Below are 23,868 nucleotides of genomic sequence, written 5' to 3'. Positions count from 1 at the left end.
CAGGCAAAAGTTCCTGAATTGGCAAAAAGAACAGAACAAAACTTGTCTTCATTAATTAGTCTTAACTTGGCATTAGAGTCACCGAAGGTGGCTTAATAGCTTGTTTTGTACTCTATTTATGACAAGGGATGCTCCATCAAATTGTGTAACAATTAGTTGGAGAGGTTCACATGTAACGATGTTTTAGCTTAATCATTTTAGAAGGAGAAATTGAAGAGGATACTCAATACTTTAATAACTTCCTCAATTGGTTCCGTTGGCTTGAAATAGGAAAGGATATAGTATTTGATAATGAGGAGAGCAAATGGGTATTTCAGCGTGTCGAAAACCTGACTACATAACGGTTAGATGTTGCGGAAGTGCATAAAAAGAGACCTCATAAAAGAGGTCAGTAAATTACTTCTCTACTGTAATATATCCATTTTCTTTAAGCCTTGTAATTTCACAATTTTCGAGGATTTCAAATTCTTTCAGTCTATCTTCAATTGTCTTCTTTGTACTATCCTTGAATAAATCTTCTCTGTCGTAGTGAGGGAAGACAAGTTTATCAGTTAATCCTAATGCTGAATAATCCTTAGTGTTTAGTTTATCAATCTGCGGAGTAAAGAAATGGACTACCTTAATGTTAGGACCAAGGAGAACAGCACCAGCACTAACACCTATAATAACTACATTTTTTGAAACTAACTGCCTAAGGATATTATCTGCTCCACTCTTTTTAGTATGAAATAACAAGTTAAATGGATTCCCACCGTTGATATATATGACATCTTGCTGTGTAAGACTTTCTGGACTCTCAAATTCTAAGTCAATGAAATGGATGTTTTGGAACCCCATTTTCTTAAAATCTTCTTTTGCCTTTTGTGCGTACTTATTATTCTCTTTATATGGTGAAGCAGTAGTAATAATAGCAACCTTCTTTTCGTTAACTTCCCTATTTACAAGTTTTAATAATTGGTTTTTAATAGAGTCATTGTAAAAACCATTAGAAGTTAGTAATAATTTCAACATTTTCAGCCCCGTTCTCTTCTCAAGTTAGTTCTTGGCATACCCTTATTTTAACAGGGAATGATAGAAATCAGGACTTTTAATTAAACAACAAAATTCTATAGAAAACAGCTGGTGACAAAGTTATTGGAAGAGATTTTAATGAAAATAGCTACTCCTTCAATGAGGATATTATTAATGCAATCACAGTATTAAACAAAGATCCTGACTTTGATTATGGGTTTATAGTGTTAACTAGTTCTCCAAATAACAAAGAAGGTTGTTTTATTATGAATATCAAAGAGGAATTTAGTACATTAATTTATTTCTTCGAAGGTTATTTTAATCAAAGTGTAAGTTGGAATGATCTGGATGAGTTGTTGATGGATTTTAGAGAGTCAGAAAGGGAGCAACTTATCTCATTATTTTTGGAAGAGATTCAAAAGTTAAAACAAATATATGATAATAATGACAAAAAAACTTGGAATGAAATAAATGTATCGGTCAAAGAGAACAGCATGAGATATTTTAGATTTGATAGAGCTATGGAGTTTCTTAATCAAGTTAAATCTGTATTTAATGATAAGGAAGTAGTGTAAAATGTTTCTCCCCTATGCAAGTAAACAAAAAATGTAACGCAATAGAAGTGATATGTGAGGGTGCTACCTCGAATACTTTGAACGGGTTAATAGTGACATTACGAAAAAAGGAAATAACTTTAGTCACTTCAAGGTATTATTTGTTTAGATTTCTTTCTTCTGACAATCTTCTTACTCCTTCGGTGCTGGATACTTCTAAAACTATTTGTTCAATTGACTTTGGAATGTTGGATAATTTTGTTGAACACTACAATAAATAAAAAACGAATATTTTTTTGGAATTTAAAGTTAAGTAGAAACCTCAGTTGATAGTGTGTTATTAACAACTGAGGTTTGATTAAAAAACACATATATAAAGCAAAGTGAATTAAGGATGAAAAATCATTCTCCAGATGAGCAACCCGTAAATTCTACAACTAAATCAACTTTCAATATAACAATTTGTCGACCACATGGATCAGTTGTAAGATCAATACTTGGGATATATCCAGTGATATCAAAACAATCACGACAAGGAGGCTTTTGACCACATGTAAAATCAATGATTTGGTCAACACATGTTGTAGTATCACAACAAATTGTACATGGTGTATTTGAAATATTCAGTGTGATGCCCCTTTTGGGTTTTAATTCACCAAAGTTTGCATGCATTCTAGCACAGCCAACCAGACGAACTGCTTCTATGTCAACAGGACATTCTAAAGTACCATTGCACGGGTTGTTTACAACCCCTGTTGACTGGAATGTTTCTAAACAACAATCCAATTCACTAAAGTCGAAAGAGATACACAGTGGATCTATTATTGGTAAAATGAATCCATCTGGGACTACACTCGTACAACAAAATGAAATTACATTATTACATTCATCTTGCTGTTCAACAACCATGGGATTTATAGCTTCTCCATTCTTATCGATAGCAAATGAATACTTTTGATCCTCTTTTGGTAATTCAGCATCTTGTTCATTAAAATTTGTAAGATTAATATTATAACTTTCCATCAATAATCACTCCTTTTTTATTAATCATTACATAACATATGTACATCTATCTGTTGTGCTTGGACGATTATCCTTAGGTGTGTAACCATATTAAAAAGGAGTTAGGGTATAAGTCGATAAAACTACCATTTTTTTTTTGGATAAATTAATAAATACAAAAAAATTTTTACTACTTGAAGGAGAAAAATAGTGAAAAAAGGAATATTTTGAAACTGATTTGTAGACATAAACAAAAGGTTGGTACGCTTGAGAATAGACAATTCTTTTCGGACATTATGGCTGCAGACTTTAGCTAGAATGATTGTCCACACCTTTCAACCCTTATATTCATATTATATATATCAAGGGAGGAGGTGAGATTAAATAGGAACTTTAGTTTGCAGAAAAACAAATGAGAATTTTTGTGATTGTTGTGTCACTCCAATGAAAAGAGTTCTAGAGCAACTTGAAGGGAATTTAGCAATACTAGCAACACAAAATGAAGTGTTTAATTTTGATCCCATTTCAGGTTTCCAACCAATTCTGATAGAAAAGGTTAATAAATTTGGAGTAGATACCTCAGAAGGTTTCTTTCCGATCAGTCAGGTAAAAGCTGTTACTGTAAATGCTATTTATCCTGACATAGAATTAATTCCATCAGAAAGGAGTGGTGGTGTTTGTAAATGTATTGAAGATCCAGCGACAGATCGTTTTAAATGTTTAATAGATAAGAAAGTCATTATTAGTGCGCTAGTACCAACATTTTTATTCGAAGATGCGCCAGTAACTGTTAAAGTAGCAGGTGAAGGAATTGTAATAGTAGAAGATGTCAGAGATGGTATAACACTTTTCGTTGCTATTTCAACGTGCTGTGTTACACGCATAAAAGAAGTAGATATGTAGAGGAAAACCTAGACAAATTAGAGTATGTCTAGGTTACATAATGAAGCATAAAATTAAAGTGTATAATATTCATTCATAACTAAATGTTAACAAATAATTAAATAGATTTAAATTAAAATGGGGGTGGGAAGCCAGGTATGTGTATTTTTGTAAATATGAATGAAAGATACATAGAATTGGTATTTAAAGCTATGGAGAAACACAGTCATTGAGGTTCGTGATAAAATCTGATTTTTATTGTAAGGGAAGTAATGGCACAAACTCTGTTGCCTTAAATTAACTTATTTAAGCAATATCAATGAGTTTTTGTATAAGAAAATAACGCCGAGGTGCTTACCTAATGTCCATTGTATGTAATCTAATTCTGAGCCTTTTTTATCTCCTCCATCAAGTGCAAAATATCCATCTTCCATATTCCATTTTCTTTTTTTAATATTAATATGACTGTAGTGTGGTAAAGACCAAACTCAACACTCAGTTCGACTGCTACATCATTATCAGTTTTATTTTCCTCATTAACTTCAATTGAATTGTAATACCTATAATCAAAAGCGGTATCCACATCTTTTTTATGCAGACCTTCCTTATATTTTTGTTTAAAAGTTGAAAAATCTGGTAATGCATCATTGTCAAAAGTCAGTGAATAAATTGCCTCAATATCATCAATTACTACTGAGTGAAAGTAAATCAAAACTATATTCTCTGGTGAAAAACCTAGAAGGTGCCTCACATTTTTGTCCTGTGCAAATAATTCGTATGCGTCTAATTCTGTCTCTGACAAGTCTTTTAAATAAGAAAATTCTTTATTAAGTTCATTTATTACCCTTTGTTGTTCCTTGATTATTTTATTAGCCTCAACTACTTTTTCATTTAATTGTTCTTGTGTTTCAATTAATGAGTTTATTTCATTATTGCAACCAGTCACAAATAATATAATTACCATAAGAGAAACATTGATAGCTTGTTTGATCATCTGTATCATCCCCCATAACTTAAAGTATACCTATAAAACAATACTCCCTTGTTTATTATAATCTATAAAAATCTATGAATAATTAAAACACTTATAAAAAAATATTCATAAGGAGTTCTGTGGTAATTAATTCGTTGTGGAATCTACTTTTTTAGCTCTTTGTCTTTGGATGCTCTATTGGAGAATATTCTTATTTCAAATCTTGTAGCTTTAAAAACTTAGCCTCTATGGTATTAGATAATTCATATGGTGTGAATTAAATAGTAGATCATAGTTAATCTTGCAATTAAGAAGAGGCGTAAAGTGAAAAAAGCAAAATGGTGGATAGAGATTGAAGGATCAATAAAAGCGGATGTTGATTGTCACACATTCACAGAGTTTTATTGATTTGTTAAAACAAAGGAATGGGAATTCGTAGGTGTAACAAAGCAATTGGAAGATGAATAATATGGTAGCTGAATGTTACGATAAAATGAAAGTTCTATTTAAAAAGAAAAGCCCTAGATTTTTAGTCTAGGGTAAGCAAAAGGGGAAAAACTTTTAATAAATCATTATATTAAATATCGACTACTTTTAATTAATGTAAATATGTTTTTCACGAAATAAGAAAAACTACCTACCTCTGACTGACTGTGTGTATTTCACCTGTCCTATCTATTTGATATAGAATTCCAAGTCTCGGGAACTAGGCAGTTATTTGTCCAATTAGCAATTAGGGTTAATTTTGTGGGCTAGGAAAGAATGAGTAACATATAAATACAACAAGTCATCGAAGGGGGAGTGAGATGAAGAGACTTGGAAGTTTTTTATTATGGCCACTTTTATTTACCTTGTTACTATGGGTCGGAACCAGGTTTCAAATTTATATTGAGGTTAAATATGAAGGAATGTATATTTTTTATCCAATATTAATATATTCAACAATTTTTCCTTACTTAATGGGGATGTTTTTTCGATTACCATCACTTTTGAATGTAGTGAGGAGTAAAAAAGCTTTGACATTCGATGTAGTAAAGTTTTTAGTCATTGTGTTACCTGCATCTATAATAGCTTCATTTCATATTATTTATTTTTCTCCACTTGGTCATTATATTCCGCTTGGGTACATCATTATTAATCCAAGGTTATTTTTAGCAGATACCCCAATTACAATAATAAGTTTTGTAGCAGGATATATGCTATTGAGTTGCATAAAGGAGAAGTAAACCCTAATCACTCATCTTCCAGAATAGGTAAGAAGGAAAAAAATGCCCTAGGCTATTTCAACCTAGGGCAAAAAAGAAGGGAATTAACAAATGAATAAACATCACATTAATTATTGACCATACATAAGCAAATTAAACATGCAACTTCAGCCACAGATAAACAACTTAACTCTGCTTGTTTTTGTATATATGACCTTATGTTTTTATTGTTGAATTCCTTTTAGTTATTAAAATGATAAGTTTGATTTTTAATGTAATTGTAATGCTGTGTTGTTCTTTAAAGGAAGTTTTTTTACATAAAGTCCGTCATAATAATGTAACTGATAAATGTCCAAGTTCAAAACTTAAATTTAAGGAAACTCCAGAATTAATTTTTTACTAATAATAATATTGATGATTAACTTCAGTATCAATCAAAAATCACCATTCAGATAAGATTTCAAATAGGAATCTAAATCAGGAAGTCCTTTAGGATTATTTAATACTGAATCTAACCAAGCTTGTCTCTCAAAACAAATTATCTTTAAATCCCAAACGCATGCTGAAATTCCTGTATGAGTCATTTCAACCAATGCAGAAAGATTGTCTTTAGGGGATATGAACACATGGTGATGAAGCTCATTTTCATCTTGCCACCAATCTAAAAATACGAAATTCGAATCATGTCCATCATGAATTCCAATATATCCTACGCCATATACAGTATCGGAAATTGCAGGTAGCTTTGAGAGAGTAACTGATTTAGCATGGTTAATTAAATCAGGATTAGGCAGTTCGTTTTCATAAGATATACCATAAACTTTTAATTTCCAATCATAGTGGTTGAGTATTTCTATAAAACGAATAGGTCTTTGTTTATAAGACTGTTTTAATTTATTCAATGTTTTCATCCTTTCTATGTATTTCATCAATTAAAGCTACTAATAGAATAAATACAGAAATTTATGTTAACACACTCAAAATACAAATTATGGATATTCATTTTTATGTTGGAGAGAAAGCCACAAATACTGGATTATTACCAACTGTTATAGTAGTAATTACAACTTGAGTTTTTGTGTCAATAACAGAAACCTTATCTTCTCCTACATTCGTACATAGACAGACTTTCCATCAGGAGATATTGCTAATGAGTTTGGAGCAATGCCAACTTGAATTGTGGAGATAGTAGAATGGGTTTTCACATCAATAACAGAAACGGTTCCTTCAATAAGATTTGTAATATACGCATATTTCCCGTCTGGTGAAATAGCAACTACGCTAGAGTTGAATAATAACAAATTAAAGCTTAAACCAACAGGTACAGTAGAGAGTAAGGTGTGAGTTTTCACATCTATAACTGAAACAGTTTTATTAGTCAATGAGAGTGGAGTACTTAAAACATATGCTAGTTTGCTGTCTGGTGAAAAGTTTATGAAAGCTGGAGACAGAGATTGTGGAAGATGCAAAATTTGCTACATACGCAAATGACATAATTGTATACTCCCTTCGAATCTAAAGTCAGAAATATATATATGTAACTTTACGGTTTTTAGAATAAGAAGTTGCCAAGAGTTGTTAGAGAAAGTAAGGCTATGGTTACTAAATCTATCTATCTAAAATACCGCCAAAAAATTTGAATTTGTAAAAAATAATTCATGTATTCTATTTATTAAATTTTGATTCATTGATGCGGGTCTCTTTTGGGATAGTTTACATTGACTTTTGGATTGTAATAGATGAAAAACATAATTATTAGAGTATGTACTTAAATAAGATATGATACGAGTCGCTTTAAATATTTTAAATACACCCTTTACTGAGTATGTTAAAAGGTTTTGGAAGGAGGAGAACATGAAGGTAATTGTGTTGCTTAATTACCACGTCCATCAAGACAGCTAATATTAAGAACACCGACCTCACTTTGGAAATCGGTGTTTTCAGTAATGTTGTTTATTCAGAGTCTAAGTTAATCTCTTCAACTTCAACTGGTCCAGCATTTTCTCGTTCCTCTAAGAATTTAGCTAGTTCTTCATCAGATAAACTTGAACCGATTACTTCACCTGTTTCTTCATCTATCTCAATAGTAAAGAATTCTTGAGAAAATTCGTCAACAGACAAGCTAGAACCTGTTTCTTCGTCAATAGTCTCAATCGAAATAAGTTCGTAATTACCACTTGAAAGGTTACTGTCATTTAATTCATCAAGTAAATCTTGGGGAATTTCTGATAAATCAAAGCCAATAGTACCATTGTCATATTCAGTGGCATATGGCTCTAGTCTTTCGTCTAAATCTTGTGTTGTCTGTGCACCAGTCGCTGAGACTCCAATTAATCCACTCACCAATACTCCACCTGCTAATGTTAAAGATAATAAGTTCCTCATTTGAAACACTCCTTTAAAATAGTTTTTCTTACATAGTTATTTATACAACTTTAGCATGTAGTTCTCGTGTATTTTCTATGTGATATTGTGTGAGGTTATTATCAACATTATTTTTGATACTATTTACTAGAAAACATATGTGATAGTGAGGTGAAAAGGTGGGGTCTAAAAAGAAATAGGATAAGGGACTGTCAACATCTAACTAGACAACATTTTTAAGGTGGCTATTTTTGTACTCAACAGGACTTGCATATCCCAGTGTGCTGTGAATACGAATATGATTAAACCAATGCACGTAGTCATGGAGTTCTCGTGTTAATTCTTCTAAACTTTCATACTGCCTACCTTTGACAAACTCTGTCTTAATAATCTTAAATGTTGCTTCTGCAACTGCATTATCATAGGGGCATCCCTTCATACTTAAAGAGCGTTTAATAGAGAATGTTTTTAAAGCATCATCAATTAACTTATTTTTGAACTCGTTTCCTCTATCTGTATGAAACAATTGGATATGATGAAGGTCTTCCTTTATTGAAGCGAGAGCACGATAAACAAGCAACGCATCCTTATTCGACCCAGTACTATGTCCAATAATTTCTCGATTAAAGAGATCAACAAAGACACATATGTAATGCCATTTTTTATCAACCTTTACATATGTTAAATCACTTACGACAACGGATAATGCTTCGTTCCTCGTGAATTCACGGTTTAGTTCATTGGAATAGTGGTCCTCATTTGGCTTTTCTGAATGGGGTTTAAACTGTGCGACAGTATAATTAGAAACTAGTCCTTGTTCTTTCATGACTCTACCAATACGTCTTCTAGAAACAGTTTTCCCAAGCTTTATAAGTTCATGTTTAATTTTGCGTGTCCCGTAATTCTGTCGACTCTCATGGAAGATTCGAACAATATGTGACGTGACATCATCCTCATGAATTCGGTGTTTTGCTTCATAATAAAACGTACTTCTTGGGAGTTGTAGGACTTGGCACATTGCTGATATCGAGTATTTGTGTTTGTTTTGCTTAATCACATTTACTTTTGTCTTAGTATCAGCGCGGCTTGCTTTAAAATATCATTTTCCATTTCTAATTGCTTGTTTCGCTTACGTAATTCTTGCAGTTCCTTTTGTTCAGGAGTTAGGTTGTCCTTTTCTTTGAATGAGCCTGAATTTTTAAATTGATTAATCCATTTATCAAGAGAAGACGGCGTTAAGTCGTATTCTCGAATAATTTCTTTCCGTGGCTTTCCATTTTCATAAAGTTGTACAATTTGTTGTTTGAATTCTTGGGTAAATGTACGGCGCGCTCTTTTTGTCATGTAGATTCTCCTCATTATTCATATAGTAAGTTCATTCTACTTGACCTTAAAATTTCTGTCTAACTAAGTGTAGCCGATCCATAAACTAGCTAACCGGGAAAGGAGAGAATATGTTAAAACCTGTAGGAACTTTTATATGGGTGCACCATTTCAGATATCATAATGAAAAGTGTCTTTCATTATGTTTTGAACAATAATGTTTAAAACATGAAACAATAGTAATCAAAATGGGTAATTAGTTAATAAAACTAGGAAATTGAGGGGTTAAAACATAAGACCTTTACACGAAGAGAATCAAATTACATATGCTACTGGCTGAAAGATTAAGTATTCATTATCTTATAATAAACTCAAAAAAAACTCTATAAATCAGAAAATCTTAGATAACTTATAAGCTGTATGGTGGTTAACTAAAAGATCCTCTCTACCGTAGGTCGTTGGACACGAAAGGAGAGGATAAGTATCTGCAGATTGACCTACTCCACTGTATGAAACTATGCCCCCAAACAATCTAATTTATATATGTCACATCTCCTTAAAATATGTAACCTCCCTGCGTCGATCAGTAAAGGAGGCATGCTTAGGGAGGTTTATATGAGTGTAGTTGGCCGTACATTATGTTATGCAAATTATCTCTGTATGTACTAGGTAATACATACAAGTTTAGATTTAATAATTATGTACCCTCCCGAAGTTCTCGAGAGGTGCCCAACGGCAAGATATAAGGTATCAACTTATAGGAATAGAGTATGCAATATATTTTTGATTTTTTGTACTGTTGACTAGAAAATGGAAAATGTGTATAAACCTATTGGGATATATACGCGGTACCCCATGCATCAAATTGCAGTGAAGCATAACATGGAGTAATAATTATTAGGGGGGTGGTGATCTAATGGCAAATTATAAGGTATCAACATCACCTTGTGGTTGTAAGTCTATAGTCAAAGAAGAAGTAAAGCAAATTACCACTTGTGATTGTTGTACTATCGGAGCAAATTCTAACTATACTCAATATCTAGGGCAAGCTGTTTGCGTAAGAGGAATTAGTGGGAGTATATATGAATTTGATAATGATTGGACGATTTCAAACTTTGTATTGCAAGGGACTGAGATAACTGTAAATGCACCACTTTCTATCACACTGTGTAATATAGAAGCAATCACTACTGGGGCATTGAAATAAACAATATTGAAAACATTTAGTTTTAAAGGAAATCACAACAGATATCATGTAGTATATCTGTTGTGATTTAGATGAAATGCATTGCGAAAATTGGAATTCTGTATCGAGCTTCCCTGAAAAGTAAGTACTTATTGTATTTCAACTGAAGGTTTTGAAGTTAGAAAATCAAATAAAGTACGACCAGCGTTTTGTAAATCCATTTTCGCATGTAAATAATGTACGTGAAACTTTAATATTACAAATATCAATATGTTTATATAAATGAAAGAAGTTTAAAGGAACTTAAACAAAACCAATAGCCAATCGTCCTAAATCGCCTTTTATGCCAAAATCACAATGTTTAGTTATTTGGTATTATAATAATAACCAAATTTCCCCTTTATGCACTTTTATATATCATGCTTTCCCAAGTAAAACGCTACTTTATTGTAGCGTTTTACTTTTTTTAGACTATGGACATAGTGTGAGGAGCGAAAGGAATAAAAATAAAGCATATTAAAAGTCAAGAAAAACTTTCTGATAAACTAATAAAAACGTTTTAGTTCTGTAGGTGAAGTCCTTAATAACCTGAAGAGTATATCCATTGATGAAATAAGAAAAGAAGTATTCCACAAAATGGCGCTGTTAAGTTATAATACTGAAAGCGTCTTTCTTTATGTTTTGAACAATATTAATTAAAAGATACTTTGCATCCTTTCTGAAGTTTTAATATATAGGATTTGTAAATGACAATCGTCTTTTACATAAGGTGGAAAGGCAATTCATCCGCTATTTATTAATTTGAGTTTAGATAAAACAACAATCTATTAAATCGTTTTATCAAACTTTTTTTATAGATACAATGAAAGATTGAAAATGAATACTAGAATGCTGAGGTGACTATTATATGATTAAACGATTTTTCAGCTATTACCGACCACACCGGAAGCTGTTCTATCTTGACTTCGTTTGTGCTGTGTTGGTTGGACTTTTGGAACTCGGCTTTCCTCTCGCGGTATCATGGTTTATTGATTCCCTATTACCTGAAGGAAATTGGAGTACCATTATAGCTGTCTCCATAGGTCTACTTGTCCTCTATTTACTTAGTTCGGGCATGCAATTTGTAGTGAACTATTGGGGGCATAAGCTTGGTATTAATATCGAAACCGACATGAGGCGAGAATTGTTTAACCATGTTCAAAAACAATCCTTCCGTTTTTTCGATAATACGAAAACTGGACATATTATGAGTAGAGTTACAAATGATTTAATGGACATTGGAGAGCTTGCTCACCATGGGCCTGAAGACTTATTTATCGCTATTATGACATTTATAGGAGCATTTTGGATTATGCTTACTATTAATGTGAAGCTTGCGTTAGTGGCAATTTTGATTGTGCCATTTTTAGTTTGGCTCATTTCCTATTCGAATATTAAAATGAATGCTGCCTGGACAAAAATGTATGGAAATATTGCAGAGGTGAACAGCAGAGTAGAGGACAGTGTTTCTGGAGCAAGAGTTGTTCAATCATTTACGAATGAGTACTACGAATTTGAACGATTCAATAAAGACAATCAATTCTTTCGTAAATCTAAGTTAAAAGCATACAACACCATGAGTGTGAACCTTTCAGGAATCTACATTTCCACCCGGTTAATGACGCTTATCGTATTAGTTTATGGTGCATGGTTAAGTTTTTCAGGCTCCCTATCTTATGGAGAACTCGTTGCTTTTATTCTTTATATTAATATATTATTCAAACCAATTGATAAAATCTCTGCTCTCCTTGAACTATATCCAAAAGGAATGGCGGGCTTCAAACGATTTACAGAGCTTATGGATAGGGAACCGGATATTGAAGATCGTCCTAATGCAATAGATGTTTCAACATTACAAGGGGATATCACTTTTGACGAGGTGACGTTTGGATATGAGACGAATCGCCCAATTCTGATAAACTTATCATTTACCATTCAAGCAGGACAGACCGTAGCGTTTGTAGGTCCTTCTGGGGCAGGAAAAACAACGATATGCTCCTTAATTCCACGTTTCTATGATATTGAAAAAGGAGCCATTACTATTGACGGCATTGATATAAGAGATATGACAAAGGAATCTCTTCGTTCACAAATTGGAATAGTACAACAAGATGTGTTCTTATTTACAGGTACACTACGTGAAAATATTGCTTACGGAAAGCTATCAGCTACCCAAGAGGAGATCGAAGAGGCATCAAGACGTGCTCATTTGACAGATCTTATCGCCTCACTTCCGAATGGCTATGATACCCAAATCGGAGAGAGAGGTTTAAAGCTATCTGGAGGTCAAAAGCAGCGCTTGTCCATCGCCCGTATGTTCCTTAAGAATCCAAGAATACTAATTCTTGATGAAGCTACTTCTGCTCTAGACACAGAAACAGAAGCCATCATTCAAGAAGCCTTAAATGAATTGACCAAAGACCGTACTACTTTAGTCATTGCTCACCGTTTAGCTACTATTCGTAAAGCAGACCGAATTTTAGTCGTCACTGAAAACGGAATAGCTGAGGATGGTACTCACGAAGAACTTTTATCTAGGGAGAATGGAATCTTCACAAGGCTCCATGCCCATCAACATGCAACCATTCTATAAAAAAAGCAAAATCCAAGCGAGCTGCTTATGCAGCGCATGGGTTTACTTGTAATAGTGACGAATGGCCAACATGGATTGTTATTCACCAAAAAATATGGGCAATATCAGCGAGAAGATACAAACATTGTGGTATATAATAGAAAAAAGATGAATAAAAGCATGTCATCATATTAGATGACATGCTTTTAAACTTAGGTAATTTTACGGTTGGATACATGTGCCATTACTTGTGCAAATTGGTGGTGGATCACTAGTACCGCCACCACCACCAGGCCCAGGATCAATAGTTATCGGATCAGCACTTGCACCAGAAACACCTGAACCTACTATAGTTAAAGTTAACGCTGTACTGAATAATAGTTTCTTGAGTTTCAAAAAAGTTACACCTCCTGTAATTGTCATATTACAGTTATTCTTTGTATATATTGTAAATCCTCCAATGATATTGTGAAAATTTTAAATTTTTATTATTTTATTTTTGACAAAACAGTTATTAGATAGCAATATATTTACTCAGTAGAATTAGATGCTCACCATAAGTTCACCTTACTAAGAGTCAAGCTGAAAATGTTATTCAGCAATATGGTGCTTGAAGGGAGTGAAAATTTAATCTCTCTAAACATTAATACCTGGGTATTGAGAATTACCTTTCTAGCTCCCTAAAGTAGATCAACGAAAAAAAATGAATGATTGATCTCAAATTATAAAAGTGTGAACCTATATAAGTAGAGATATATGGCTTAAAAATAGGCTGTCTTAGAAAATGTTCTAAAACATTTTCAAGACAACCTTTATGCAATAACACCTAGATATTAATCCGAAAACGCACTTGAATAATAAACGATCCCTTGTACATTTTCAAGAGAGTTCTCTGTTATTTCCAGAGCCATATACACTTCATCAGGTACTTCAAATGGAGCTTTGATATTCCATAAACTAGCTGGTTTAAATCCAAACTTTGGATAATAGTCTTTATGTCCTAAAACAATTACTGAACCGTAGCCAAGCTCTTTTGCGTTTTTTAGTGCAGCATGAATTAATCGGCTCCCAATACCTTTTTTCTGATACTCAGGTACAACACAAAGTGGAGCTAGCGCCAAAGAATCGACAGATTTATCACCAGCTCCGATTGTTATTTTAGATAACAGAATATGACCTACAATGTCATTATTTTGATCTTTTGCAACTAATGAAAGTTCAGGAATAAATGCATTTGATTTTCTTATGCGATTTACAAGAATGTGTTCTTTCTTATCACCTACATGTAAAAATGCTCTTTTAACAATTTCTTCTGTCAAATTATATTCTTTTGAAATTTCTTCTTTAATAATGATATCCATTTATAGTCTCCTCTTTTTTAGTGAATTATATCTTCTCTATTATTCTATAAATGGCACTTTCTCAATGAAAACGAAGTCACTAAGAAAGTTTACATACCCTGCTCAAACATAAGTTTAACAAACAAAAAACCTCCAATTTTTAGTATGTACTCATCTTACAATGTGATGTTGTACCTGTCTAGCTTCAGTGTTTTTATAACATTTTATTCCGCAAAAATGACACCTTTCTCGAAGAAGGGTGTCTTTCTTTATTGAGATTGCTGAAGGTCGAAAAAAATATTAGAAATGAATTTTGTAATTAGGGTAACTATGTTAGACTAATTATCCTCTATGGTAAGATAAGATTTAGCATATATATTCAGGAGATTATGAGAATAAAAGGTAATATTTAATCAATAGTATTCTAAATGAAGAATACCAATGAATAGAAAAGAGTTAGTATTTAGAAAGAAAAATAACTGAGGAGTGATTTTATGTCCAGTACATTTCTAAAGAACATTACCCCGACATTAGTCGAATGGCGGCGGAGTTTGCACGCTTTACCTGAATTGGGGTTTATGGAGTACATTACTACATACAGACTAGGAAAAGAGCTAGAAAAGATGGGATTTAACCTTTATATTGGCAAAGAAGCACTTCTAGAAGGCTCCCGTATGGGGGTGCCTTCCATCGCTGATCTAGAGTCACATGAGAAAAAGGCTTTAGACTGGGGTGTAGAAGAGTCGTGGTTAGATAAAATGCGGGGAGGCAATACAGGACTTGTTGCGACATGGGACACAGGTGAACAGGGTGAACATGTTGGATTTCGATTTGATATCGACGCATTACCGATAAACGAATCCACCGATTTAACGCATCTGCCTTCAAAGAATAAATTTGCTTCTAATGAAGAAAACGTTATGCACGCTTGTGGTCATGATGGGCATGCAGCTATTGGTCTAGGAGTGGCAAAGTATATTTCATCTCATAATGATCAGCTGAAAGGTAGATTTACTCTGATATTCCAGCCAGCGGAAGAAGGAGGGAGAGGGGCTAGAGCAATGACTGCTAAAGGGTGGCTCGATGATGTCGATTGTTTTTATTCTGGACACATAGGGATTCAATCATTACCCGTTGGAACGATTGCAGCAACAACACAAGGTTTTCTTGCTTCAACCAAATTCAATGTCTATTTTAAGGGAGTTTCCTCTCATGCAGGTATGAATCCAGAGCTTGGAAAAAATGCGTTATTGGCTGCAACAACTGCTGCTAATCATCTGTATGGAATCCCGCGTCACCATGATGGTATAACCCGTGTGAATGTAGGGAGAATGATTGCAGGAAGCGGACGGAACATAATTCCAGAGGATAGTTATATGGAAATAGAAGTGCGGGGAGAAACAGCTCAGATTGCTCAATATATGGCTGAGAAAGCTACTCAGATTATTCAAGCCGCAGCACATATGCATGATGTTTCCTGCACGATTGAGGAAGTAGGCGTTACAGAAGTAGTTGTCTGTGATGAAGCACTCATACCGAAAATTACTAATTGGTGTTCATCATGTGAGTTTATTAAAGAAGTATTGCCAGTAGTGTCAGTGTCTGGCTCAGAAGATGTCAGCTTCATGATGAATCGAGTACAAGCGCATGGCGGCAAAGCGACATATATGCTCTTTGGCTCTGAACTTGATTATCCTCATCATCACCCTCGATTTGATTTTCAGGAAGAAACTTTATTAGCTGCGACTGAGGCATATATTTGTATTTTAAATGGGGGATCTAGAGAGGTTTGAAAAACAAAACTAATATAGAGATGTGACTACTATTCATACTAAAGTTTCAAAGGTCGTCTTCAGAATATCACCGGCTTCTGAGCATTTTATATGAAACGTTATAATATGAATGAAATGTAAGTTGCCTGTTGACATTTTTAAAAATTCGCATAAAAGTGTTTAGAAAATTGAAATAATTTATTCAGGAATAAGATTTATATTATCATGTTTAGTATTTACAATTTTCAAGTGTCGGAATTTTTTTGAAGGAATGATAAAAGCCTAATTTCTCAATTACAATACTGAGAGATCAGGCTTTTTAATATGTATTTTTCTTAACGTTGTATTTCGTATACTCCTGAAAGTAACCGCATGTTATTCAATTAATAATTTATCTTTGTTTTCCTCGATTATTTTCAGTCACCGTTCCTTCTACGGGAAAAACAACAGGAAATTTCATTAAGTTTCTATACTGTGGTTCGGTTCCCTTTCAAGGATTTGTACCTTTTGATACCGGTTTGTTTTCATGAATCACAAATACTGTAATTAACATCACAAGAATATTGGCAATTCCACACATCAAACCAATTTGCCAGAACGATCCTGTTTTCAATAATCCCGCTGCAATAGCTGTGAGTATGCCTGCGCCGATATACATGGCAGAACTATTTAAAGACATCACTGTGCCTCTTGCTTGTGGATTAAGCTCAGAAATTAAAGCTGTATAAGCTGATTGACCGATTGCGAACAAGGCGGCCCAGATAACATGCAAAGTAACAGAAACCCAAAAATTTGTAGTTAATAAACTTAAGAAAAAGACAAAAAACGCGGAGAGTAAGCAAGCGACTGAGACAACCCATTTTTTGTTCAATTTGTCTGCTAATTTCCCGCCGATTAAACTCCCAAGTACACTACTCAATCCTGCTATCATTAGAATGAGGCCTGTGTCTCTAGCGTTTTGAGCATAAAAAGTGTAGTAATATACCCCAGTAAGAACAAACATGCCTTGTAACGCGCCAAAATAAAGAAATGAACCGAACAAGGAAAAGAGTACGGAAGAATCGTGAAATACAGATGTAAACTGTTTGTGTAAAGAGGGAGCTTTTTCGTTTTTCCTTTCTTGATTTGGAATCGTAATAGAGACCGCAATAAAAGCAATTCCTGAAAGGATAGCAATGCTCCAAAATGTCCAATTCCATGTCGTAAGTTCTGTGATGTATCCAGCAACTGGTACACCTACTACAGCAGAAGAAATTAATGCTGCTGTGACGATCCCCATCGCACGTCCCCGTTCTTCATAGGGATATGAGTCACCAACAATTGCATAAACGATAGGTTCAATCATGCCAGCACCAATGCCAGAAAGGATACGAAACAAAACAAGCGTTGTAAAAGTTTCACCCATCCCTACTAGAGCAGTAGAAACACCAAATAGTACCATCCCGATCATCAAAATTCCCTTTCTATTCCAGCGATCTGATATGCTGCCCATAATAGGTGCAGTGATTGCATAAGCGACCGCATAGCTAACATATAATAATCCTCCTGCTTGAAGTGGCATGTCTGTTGTTTTAGCAATTTCGGGTAAAAGAGGTACGGTGGCGATGGAATCATACCCAACAAGAAAAGAGCAAAAAGCTAATATAGGCAACTGCCACAAATTCGATTTCATAGTAGTAGTCATAGAACATGCCTCCAATGTTAATTAATTGAATTATTATTAATAACTTCACTATATGACATGAAGGTATAAGCATATTTGATTTGTAAAGGTCTTAAGTCATTTATCAATTGATAGGTTTCATAGTAGAAGTCATGAACTCCAATATTAAATAATGAGATAATAATTAATCACTTAACTATTTAGCGTAAAGGAAAGAGCAAACTTTTAAAGAACTCAAGTCATCAATTGATAGGGTATAAAGTAGAAGTCATGTGAACATGCCTCCAATATTAAATAATGGATTAATAATTAACTGCTTAACTATATGGCGTGAAGGTATAAGCATATTTGATTTGTAAAGATCTTAAGTCATTTATCAATTGATAGGTTTCATAGTAGAAGTCATGAACTCCAATATTAAATAATGAGATAATTATTAATCACTTAACTATTTAGCGTAAAGGAAAGAGCAAACTTTTAAAGAACTCAAGTCATCAATTGATAGGGTATAAAGTAGAAGTCATGTGAACATGCCTCCAATATTAAATAACGGATTAATAATTAACTACTTAACTATATGGCGTGAAGGTAAAAGTAAATTATGATTTCTAAAGAACTCAACTCATCAATCACTTGAGTTTGTCTCTAGCTTTTGTAACATGGTAAGTAACATCGTTTGTTCTTCAAGGCCTAGGGGGTGGAGAAGGTTAGCAACTGTTTCTTCATAAATGGGCCAGGCTTTTTCAAGCGTTTCTTTTCCTTTTAAAGTAAGATGAACGAGAATACGTCGTCGATCTGATGTATCAAGTTCACGACGAATCAGTTCCGATTTTTCCAATCCTCTTAACAGGCCACTAATATTGGCTCTAGTAACTGCTAAATCATCGCCAAGTTCAGAAGGTAGCGCTGGTTTACCTATACGCTGTAAGGCATATAAAAGGCATAAACGACCTAAGGTCAGCCCTAACGGTTCCAGCTTTTCTTCAAGTTTACGAACGGATGTTACACTTGATTTATATAGTGTTAAAAACAATTCAACAGATACTTGGGGTTGTTGAAATGGATCATACATGGAAATAAGACATCACCTCATAGTCATATAGTTAATCGGTTAATTATTCACCTATTTATTATATGTATGATTTTTAATGATGTCAAGTTAGCTTCAAGGCTGAAACTTTTCTGATCAACCCCTTTGAAATGATAATTTATTACTTAAGTCACCATCAGAAATGACTTAAGCTACATGTTTAAATGTTAAAACCTCCTTATGATTAACAATATAGAATTCAAGATAAATAATATTTAATAAGCTTAGTCAGTATCTATATATATTCTTACATGATATTTTTTCTACCAAACCCTAAGGTAAAGAGAGTAAAGCACACTATACCTGAACAATTTCACGGTTATTGATAACTTTTCCACAATTAATAATATCACTAATGTAAATATAAATTAGAAGGAGAGGTTTTTTTGACACCTTCAGTAAATAGTTCCTTAATTATAAATGTTACTATTAATTCTCCAATAGATCTTGTTTGGCACGCATGGACGATTTCAGATAGAGTGTCTAAATGGTTTGCACCAAAAGCTGTAATTGAACTTAAAAAAGGTGGAGCATTTGAGTTGTATTTTGAATATAGGAATATTGAAGGTATGAATACAAAAGGCTGTAAAATAAAGAGATTTGTTCCTAAACAACAATTAGAATTCACTTGGAAAGGTCCTGAACAATTTGCCTCCATTATGAACAATCAAGATGATCTCACGCTTGTAAATGTTCTTTTTGAAAAAGAAGAAGAGAAAACTAACGTTATAATTGAACATTTTGGATGGGGGTACGGAGAATTTTGGGAAGAAGCATATAAATGGCATGAGAAAGCATGGCAAGATGTCCTTGGAAGCCTTAAATCTGCATTAGAGAAGGGGAAAGGTGAACTTTGTTGTCAACCAGAATAAACAAAATACATATAATAAAATATGATCTTTGTAGTAGTTTAGATAATAAATTGTTTGTTGCATAGTAATGCAAGTTTATTATACATAATAGAAATTTTGTCAAATAAGTCTCTTAATAATACACCTATTCCATACTTTGGAGAAATTCAATTGATAAAAAAATTTATTATTCGAGAGGAATTTATTAACATGATATTAACTAAGAAACTAGTTATCTCATTAATCATAGCAATATCAATGATGTTATCAGTAGCATTGTTACCTACCTTTGCTGAAGGTAGCTGGAACACAGTTTCTTCAATGCCTACTGAGCGCGTAAATTTAGGGGTTGAAATAGTAAATGGGAAAATATATGCAATTGGAGGTACGAATTCTAACGGGGATTTAGATACTGTTGAAGAATATGATCCTGAAACAAACACGTGGGAAATGAGAGCGAGTATGCCAACAAATAGATACGCATTTGAAGTTGTTACTGTAAATAGGAAAATATATGCAATTGGAGGCTTTAATAATGCTGGTGAACATTTAGATACCCTTGAAGAATATGATCCTGAAACAAACACGTGGGAAACGAGAGTGAGTATGCCAGCAAATAGATACGCATTTGAGGTTGCAACAGTAAATGAGAAAATATATGCAATTGGAGGCTTCAATTCTATCTTTGAATATAAAAACACTGTTGAAGAATATGATCCTGAAACAGACATGTGGGAAACGAGAGCGAGTATGCCAACAAATAGATACGCATTTGAAGTTGTAACATTAAATGGCAAAATATATGTAATTGGAGGCTATCGATATAATAATATTATCGCGAAATTATTAGATACTGTTGAAGAATATGATCCGGAAACAGGCACGTGGGAAACAAAAACGAGTATGCCAACAAATAGATATGGATTAGAAGTTGTAACAGCAGATGGGAAAATATATGCAATTGGAGGCTACAATAATAGCGGAGAATATTTAAATACCGTTGAAGAATATGATCCGAAAACAAACACGTGGGAAACGAGAGCGAGTATGCCGACAAATAGATACGCATTTGAAGTTGTAACAACAAATGGGAAAATATATGCAATTGGAGGCTTTAATAATGCTGGTGAACATTTAGATACCCTTGAAGAATATGATCCTGAAACAAATACGTGGGAAACGAGAACGAGTATGCCAACAAATAGATACGCATTTGAAGTTGTAGCAGCAGACGGGAATATTTATACTATAGGCGGAGTAAATGGTGTTATTTCGTACCTTAATTCAGTAGAAGCTTTTACACCTGTTTATAAAATACCAGTCAAAACAAACCCTACCAAACTATTAGCAAATTTAGGAGGTTCACTACTAACCCTTATATGGGGGGAAGTTAACAGGTGCTGAAAAACTATATTGTAATCCGATCCATAACATCGGGTGGCAAGTTAATTGAAAGTAATTGAAAACAAATCTGATATAAGTAGACTTTGTTAAGGAAATAAAATTATAATAAAAACTACGCTAGAAGATAGAATAACACTGCACCCAGACTATTCAAGAGAATTTATGAATGATGGACGTAATTGACTAAGTTGTTAACGGTAATGAGAAGGAAACAATAATCTTTTTGAATAATAACAGGTATGAAATAGAAAATTGTTAACTTAACGGAATATTTAATGATATTTCAATTGAATTTAAAGTTTTTTAGTTATTATAAACAATGTACAAACTTCAATTAAAATTTCCAAATGTATATATCGGATTGTTATTACATAAGATGGCGCAAATTTTAGCGTCTTTTTCATTTTAGTGCCTGTTATTATATTATGGAATTTCGAGATGGTTGTTAATAGGTTAAGTAAGTCAGACTCACTTATAAACAAAGGGTGATTAAAATTAGAAATACATCAAAATTTTTAGGGGTAGTAGTAGGCTTCTCAAGTATAGCTTTATGGATCTATTATTATCCATATATAAAACTACAAGTTTCTGAAGCGATAATGTGGACATTTATATTGTTTTTTTTACCTGCTAGTTTAGCAATTATAGCTTCTATAAAACTTAAAAGACATTTAATGTTAATCGCTTTTTTGTGGTCATTTTCAATCAGTTTGTATATTATTGGTACCCCAGGTGTTGCTTTATTTGGAATCGCCAGTATGATTTATTTAGTTTGCTTTCTTTGTATGATATTAGCCAAGTAGCTTCGTTTTGGGATGATTAGGTACTACGAAATATAGTTGTCTACGTGTTTATTTTTTAGTATGAAAAACTACAATCTATATGAAAAAGCTAGAAATAAAATGTAACAGACTTTGAATTAGAAAACTTACAGAATAAGGTGTGTTAAATATAAATAGAAAGCTGCTAAGGGGCAAAGGGAGCTCCTTAACAGCTATAGACAAAATTAGTGATGTGCTTTTTCTTTCATTGATTTAAGTCCATTTACAAAACCGCCTATAAAAAAGGATTCAGCCTCAGAAGGTGGTCTATTATATGTAGCCGTAAATTTCCTTTTTGCTTCTTCAATGGAAGTACCCTTTTCTACTATATTGCCAGTGGATTTTAACTGATGCCAAAAACCTTCCATCTCTTTTTTATCGCAAATACTTTCATGCGAACAAAAATAGTATTCGATATCATTTTTCTCAATTTTATCTATCATTGGAAATAGTTTGTCTTTTGTAAAAACATAATCACCGTTATGCTTACCATTATAGACACAGTCCCCTAAGAAAATTACTTTTTCCTCAGGAATATAAATAACTGTTGATTCCATAGTATGATCTCCACCAACATCGTTTATGATGCAATGAATTCCACCTAAATCTATTTCCACGCTTCCTTTGTATGTTATATCCACGTCTCCTAAAAGAAAACTATCCCTTTCTGGAACTTCTTTCTTTATACAACTAATCTCAGATTCATTGAAGATACCATTCTGAAGATATTCTTCTAAAGAAGCATCATCCCACTTCATATTTTTCATTTCTTCTAGTTTTATTTTCGTATTTTCATGACTTATAGTTGTTAAATTCATCTCCTGTATGCCGAATACATGATCCCAATGCCAGTGGGTGATTACTAAATATTTGACTGGCGGGATATCCATAGATTGCACTTCTGCTAAAAACTCTTTAGCATGTTGTGGAGAATTTCCTGAGTCAACAATTAAACTGTATTTATCACCGCATACAAGCCCTATAATAGGTCTGTCAGTGTCATTATTATGAGGCATGTAATAAATTCTGTCTGTTAGTTTTTTAAGCATATTCTTTCCCCTTTTTTAAAATAATAAAAGTTCCAAATATAAAGTTTGGAAATCTATTCATTTTATTTTAATACTTAGATAAAACAATTAACACCATTTTTACAAAAAAGTTATTATATTTCCTCCAAATGGATACTTAGGTTAATAGTTTTATTATATAAAAAGAACACTGACAACATTATGTCAGCGTTCTATCAAAAAAATTTATGTACATACATGTTTAATGTGAGTATATATAAGTTTTACTGGTATTGTGTCTTGAATGGAGCTACTTAAATTAAAAACACTAGTGATAATATGATTTGTATCTTTTATAATACAACTAGGTAAATTTTCAACAGTATTAGCTTTTGTGAGTATTTATTTTACGCAATGAAATATCGAGGGACCATTTTGTAATCTAGAAGAGGTTGTTATACATAAGGAAATTAGATTGCTGTATAAGGAACTAATCAATATTATAGAATTAGTCCTTATCGCTATTGATGAAGATACTTGGAAACTAATATGTTTGGAAGAAAATATAGTACGGATTTAAAAAAATTATAAGTTAGATCGAAATAAAAACTCTTTTATCGCAGTTAACACTATAAAAAGATATCTTCACTTATTATCAATATATTTATATGAACATATGAAAAGCATAGCATTTTAAAGAATACTACATTCTAATCTTCCTAAATCATCTCTCAAGACAAAATCACACTTTTTAGTATTTTGGTATGATAATAGTAACCAAATTTCCCCTTTATGCGCTTATATATAGC

Annotated in this window: 21 protein-coding genes and 1 pseudogene; 9 read left to right on the top strand and 13 right to left on the bottom strand. The window is 33.1% G+C overall.

Translation table 11 applies throughout. The features are described 5' to 3' along the window. Positions 1-221 precede the first annotated feature (221 nt). A pseudogene (locus tag ACSVDA_RS04485) lies at positions 222-367 on the top strand (IS1595 family transposase); the annotation flags it as partial. 29 nt (positions 368-396) lie between these two features. Here the strand turns inward: ACSVDA_RS04485 and ACSVDA_RS04480 are convergent. Continuing rightward, positions 397-1,011: a Type 1 glutamine amidotransferase-like domain-containing protein gene (locus ACSVDA_RS04480; RefSeq protein ID WP_485881191.1), complete on the bottom strand. Its 615-nt coding sequence runs from the start codon at positions 1,009-1,011 to the stop codon at positions 397-399. Positions 1,012-1,277: 266 nt separating this feature from the next. Here ACSVDA_RS04480 and ACSVDA_RS04475 point away from each other — a divergent pair, with 266 nt between their 5' ends. After that, positions 1,278-1,586 carry a hypothetical protein gene (locus ACSVDA_RS04475; RefSeq protein ID WP_485881190.1) on the top strand — a complete coding sequence of 103 codons (309 nt, stop codon included), beginning with the start codon at positions 1,278-1,280 and terminating at the stop codon, positions 1,584-1,586. A gap of 381 nt (positions 1,587-1,967) precedes the next feature. Here ACSVDA_RS04475 and ACSVDA_RS04470 read toward each other — a convergent pair whose 3' ends face one another. Further along, the gene (locus ACSVDA_RS04470; protein ID WP_485881188.1) at positions 1,968-2,588 is read right to left on the bottom strand and encodes a hypothetical protein; all 621 of its coding nucleotides are present in this window, start codon (positions 2,586-2,588) and stop codon (positions 1,968-1,970) included. Positions 2,589-3,011: 423 nt separating this feature from the next. On the opposite strand from ACSVDA_RS04470, the gene ACSVDA_RS04465 reads away from it, so the two are divergent. Then, positions 3,012-3,470 carry a hypothetical protein gene (locus tag ACSVDA_RS04465; protein WP_485881186.1) on the top strand — a complete coding sequence of 153 codons (459 nt, stop codon included), beginning with the start codon at positions 3,012-3,014 and terminating at the stop codon, positions 3,468-3,470. Positions 3,471-3,828: 358 nt separating this feature from the next. Here ACSVDA_RS04465 and ACSVDA_RS04460 read toward each other — a convergent pair whose 3' ends face one another. After that, positions 3,829-4,443 (bottom strand): hypothetical protein, encoded by a 615-nt coding sequence (locus tag ACSVDA_RS04460; RefSeq protein WP_485881184.1) that lies wholly within the window; start codon positions 4,441-4,443, stop codon positions 3,829-3,831. A gap of 785 nt (positions 4,444-5,228) precedes the next feature. Between ACSVDA_RS04460 and ACSVDA_RS04455 the strand changes: the two genes are divergently transcribed. Continuing rightward, entirely contained in the window at positions 5,229-5,648 is a 420-nt protein-coding gene (locus tag ACSVDA_RS04455) for a hypothetical protein (protein ID WP_485881183.1), read from the top strand. A gap of 413 nt (positions 5,649-6,061) precedes the next feature. Here ACSVDA_RS04455 and ACSVDA_RS04450 read toward each other — a convergent pair whose 3' ends face one another. From ACSVDA_RS04450 to ACSVDA_RS04430, 5 genes are all read right to left on the bottom strand, one after another. Then, entirely contained in the window at positions 6,062-6,529 is a 468-nt protein-coding gene (locus ACSVDA_RS04450; RefSeq protein ID WP_485881181.1) for an isochorismatase, read from the bottom strand. Positions 6,530-6,632: 103 nt separating this feature from the next. Beyond that, complete coding sequence (locus ACSVDA_RS04445; protein ID WP_485881203.1) at positions 6,633-6,713, bottom strand: hypothetical protein; 81 nt, start codon at positions 6,711-6,713, stop codon at positions 6,633-6,635. 20 nt (positions 6,714-6,733) lie between these two features. Further along, a complete protein-coding gene (locus tag ACSVDA_RS04440) occupies positions 6,734-7,096 on the bottom strand; it encodes a YncE family protein (RefSeq protein WP_485881179.1) in 363 nt (120 codons plus the stop codon). Between the two features lie 484 nt (positions 7,097-7,580). Further along, positions 7,581-8,012 carry a hypothetical protein gene (locus tag ACSVDA_RS04435; RefSeq protein ID WP_485881177.1) on the bottom strand — a complete coding sequence of 144 codons (432 nt, stop codon included), beginning with the start codon at positions 8,010-8,012 and terminating at the stop codon, positions 7,581-7,583. 202 nt (positions 8,013-8,214) lie between these two features. Then, positions 8,215-9,335, bottom strand: a protein-coding gene (locus ACSVDA_RS04430; RefSeq protein ID WP_485881175.1) for an IS3 family transposase whose coding sequence is annotated in 2 segments (ribosomal slippage) — positions 8,215-9,086 and positions 9,086-9,335 — 1,122 coding nt in all. Because the reading frame shifts where the segments join, the coding sequence is not laid out codon by codon here. A gap of 895 nt (positions 9,336-10,230) precedes the next feature. Between ACSVDA_RS04430 and ACSVDA_RS04425 the strand changes: the two genes are divergently transcribed. After that, positions 10,231-10,521 (top strand): hypothetical protein, encoded by a 291-nt coding sequence (locus ACSVDA_RS04425; RefSeq protein WP_485881173.1) that lies wholly within the window; start codon positions 10,231-10,233, stop codon positions 10,519-10,521. A gap of 886 nt (positions 10,522-11,407) precedes the next feature. Beyond that, on the top strand, positions 11,408-13,132 hold the full coding sequence (locus ACSVDA_RS04420) for an ABC transporter ATP-binding protein (RefSeq protein ID WP_485881171.1): 1,725 nt from the start codon (positions 11,408-11,410) through the stop codon (positions 13,130-13,132). A 201-nt stretch (positions 13,133-13,333) separates the two neighbouring features. Here ACSVDA_RS04420 and ACSVDA_RS04415 read toward each other — a convergent pair whose 3' ends face one another. Both ACSVDA_RS04415 and ACSVDA_RS04410 read right to left on the bottom strand, forming a co-directional pair. After that, the gene (locus tag ACSVDA_RS04415; protein WP_485881170.1) at positions 13,334-13,507 is read right to left on the bottom strand and encodes a hypothetical protein; all 174 of its coding nucleotides are present in this window, start codon (positions 13,505-13,507) and stop codon (positions 13,334-13,336) included. A gap of 437 nt (positions 13,508-13,944) precedes the next feature. Then, positions 13,945-14,472, bottom strand: a complete 528-nt coding sequence (locus ACSVDA_RS04410) for a GNAT family N-acetyltransferase (RefSeq protein WP_485881168.1) — start codon at positions 14,470-14,472, stop codon at positions 13,945-13,947. Positions 14,473-14,945: 473 nt separating this feature from the next. On the opposite strand from ACSVDA_RS04410, the gene ACSVDA_RS04405 reads away from it, so the two are divergent. Then, complete coding sequence (locus ACSVDA_RS04405) at positions 14,946-16,244, top strand: amidohydrolase (RefSeq protein WP_485881166.1); 1,299 nt, start codon at positions 14,946-14,948, stop codon at positions 16,242-16,244. Positions 16,245-16,713: 469 nt separating this feature from the next. Here the strand turns inward: ACSVDA_RS04405 and ACSVDA_RS04400 are convergent, their stop codons facing one another. Together ACSVDA_RS04400 and ACSVDA_RS04395 are read right to left on the bottom strand one after the other, a co-directional pair. Then, positions 16,714-17,907 (bottom strand): MFS transporter, encoded by a 1,194-nt coding sequence (locus ACSVDA_RS04400; RefSeq protein ID WP_485881164.1) that lies wholly within the window; start codon positions 17,905-17,907, stop codon positions 16,714-16,716. A 604-nt stretch (positions 17,908-18,511) separates the two neighbouring features. After that, entirely contained in the window at positions 18,512-18,958 is a 447-nt protein-coding gene (locus ACSVDA_RS04395) for a MarR family winged helix-turn-helix transcriptional regulator (protein WP_485881163.1), read from the bottom strand. Positions 18,959-19,362: 404 nt separating this feature from the next. Here ACSVDA_RS04395 and ACSVDA_RS04390 point away from each other — a divergent pair, with 404 nt between their 5' ends. Beyond that, positions 19,363-19,848, top strand: coding sequence for an SRPBCC family protein (locus tag ACSVDA_RS04390; RefSeq protein WP_485881161.1), 486 nt, complete (start codon positions 19,363-19,365; stop codon positions 19,846-19,848). Positions 19,849-19,998: 150 nt separating this feature from the next. Beyond that, complete coding sequence (locus tag ACSVDA_RS04385) at positions 19,999-21,231, top strand: Kelch repeat-containing protein (RefSeq protein ID WP_485881159.1); 1,233 nt, start codon at positions 19,999-20,001, stop codon at positions 21,229-21,231. Between the two features lie 1,006 nt (positions 21,232-22,237). Here ACSVDA_RS04385 and ACSVDA_RS04380 read toward each other — a convergent pair. Then, positions 22,238-23,101 carry an MBL fold metallo-hydrolase gene (locus ACSVDA_RS04380; protein WP_485881158.1) on the bottom strand — a complete coding sequence of 288 codons (864 nt, stop codon included), beginning with the start codon at positions 23,099-23,101 and terminating at the stop codon, positions 22,238-22,240. Positions 23,102-23,868: the final 767 nt, after the last annotated feature.

This window comes from Cytobacillus sp. Hm23 (genome assembly GCF_051842895.1).
Classification (GTDB): Bacteria; Bacillota; Bacilli; order Bacillales; family SM2101; genus Nanhaiella.
This window is presented reverse-complemented; position numbering and strand designations above follow the sequence as displayed.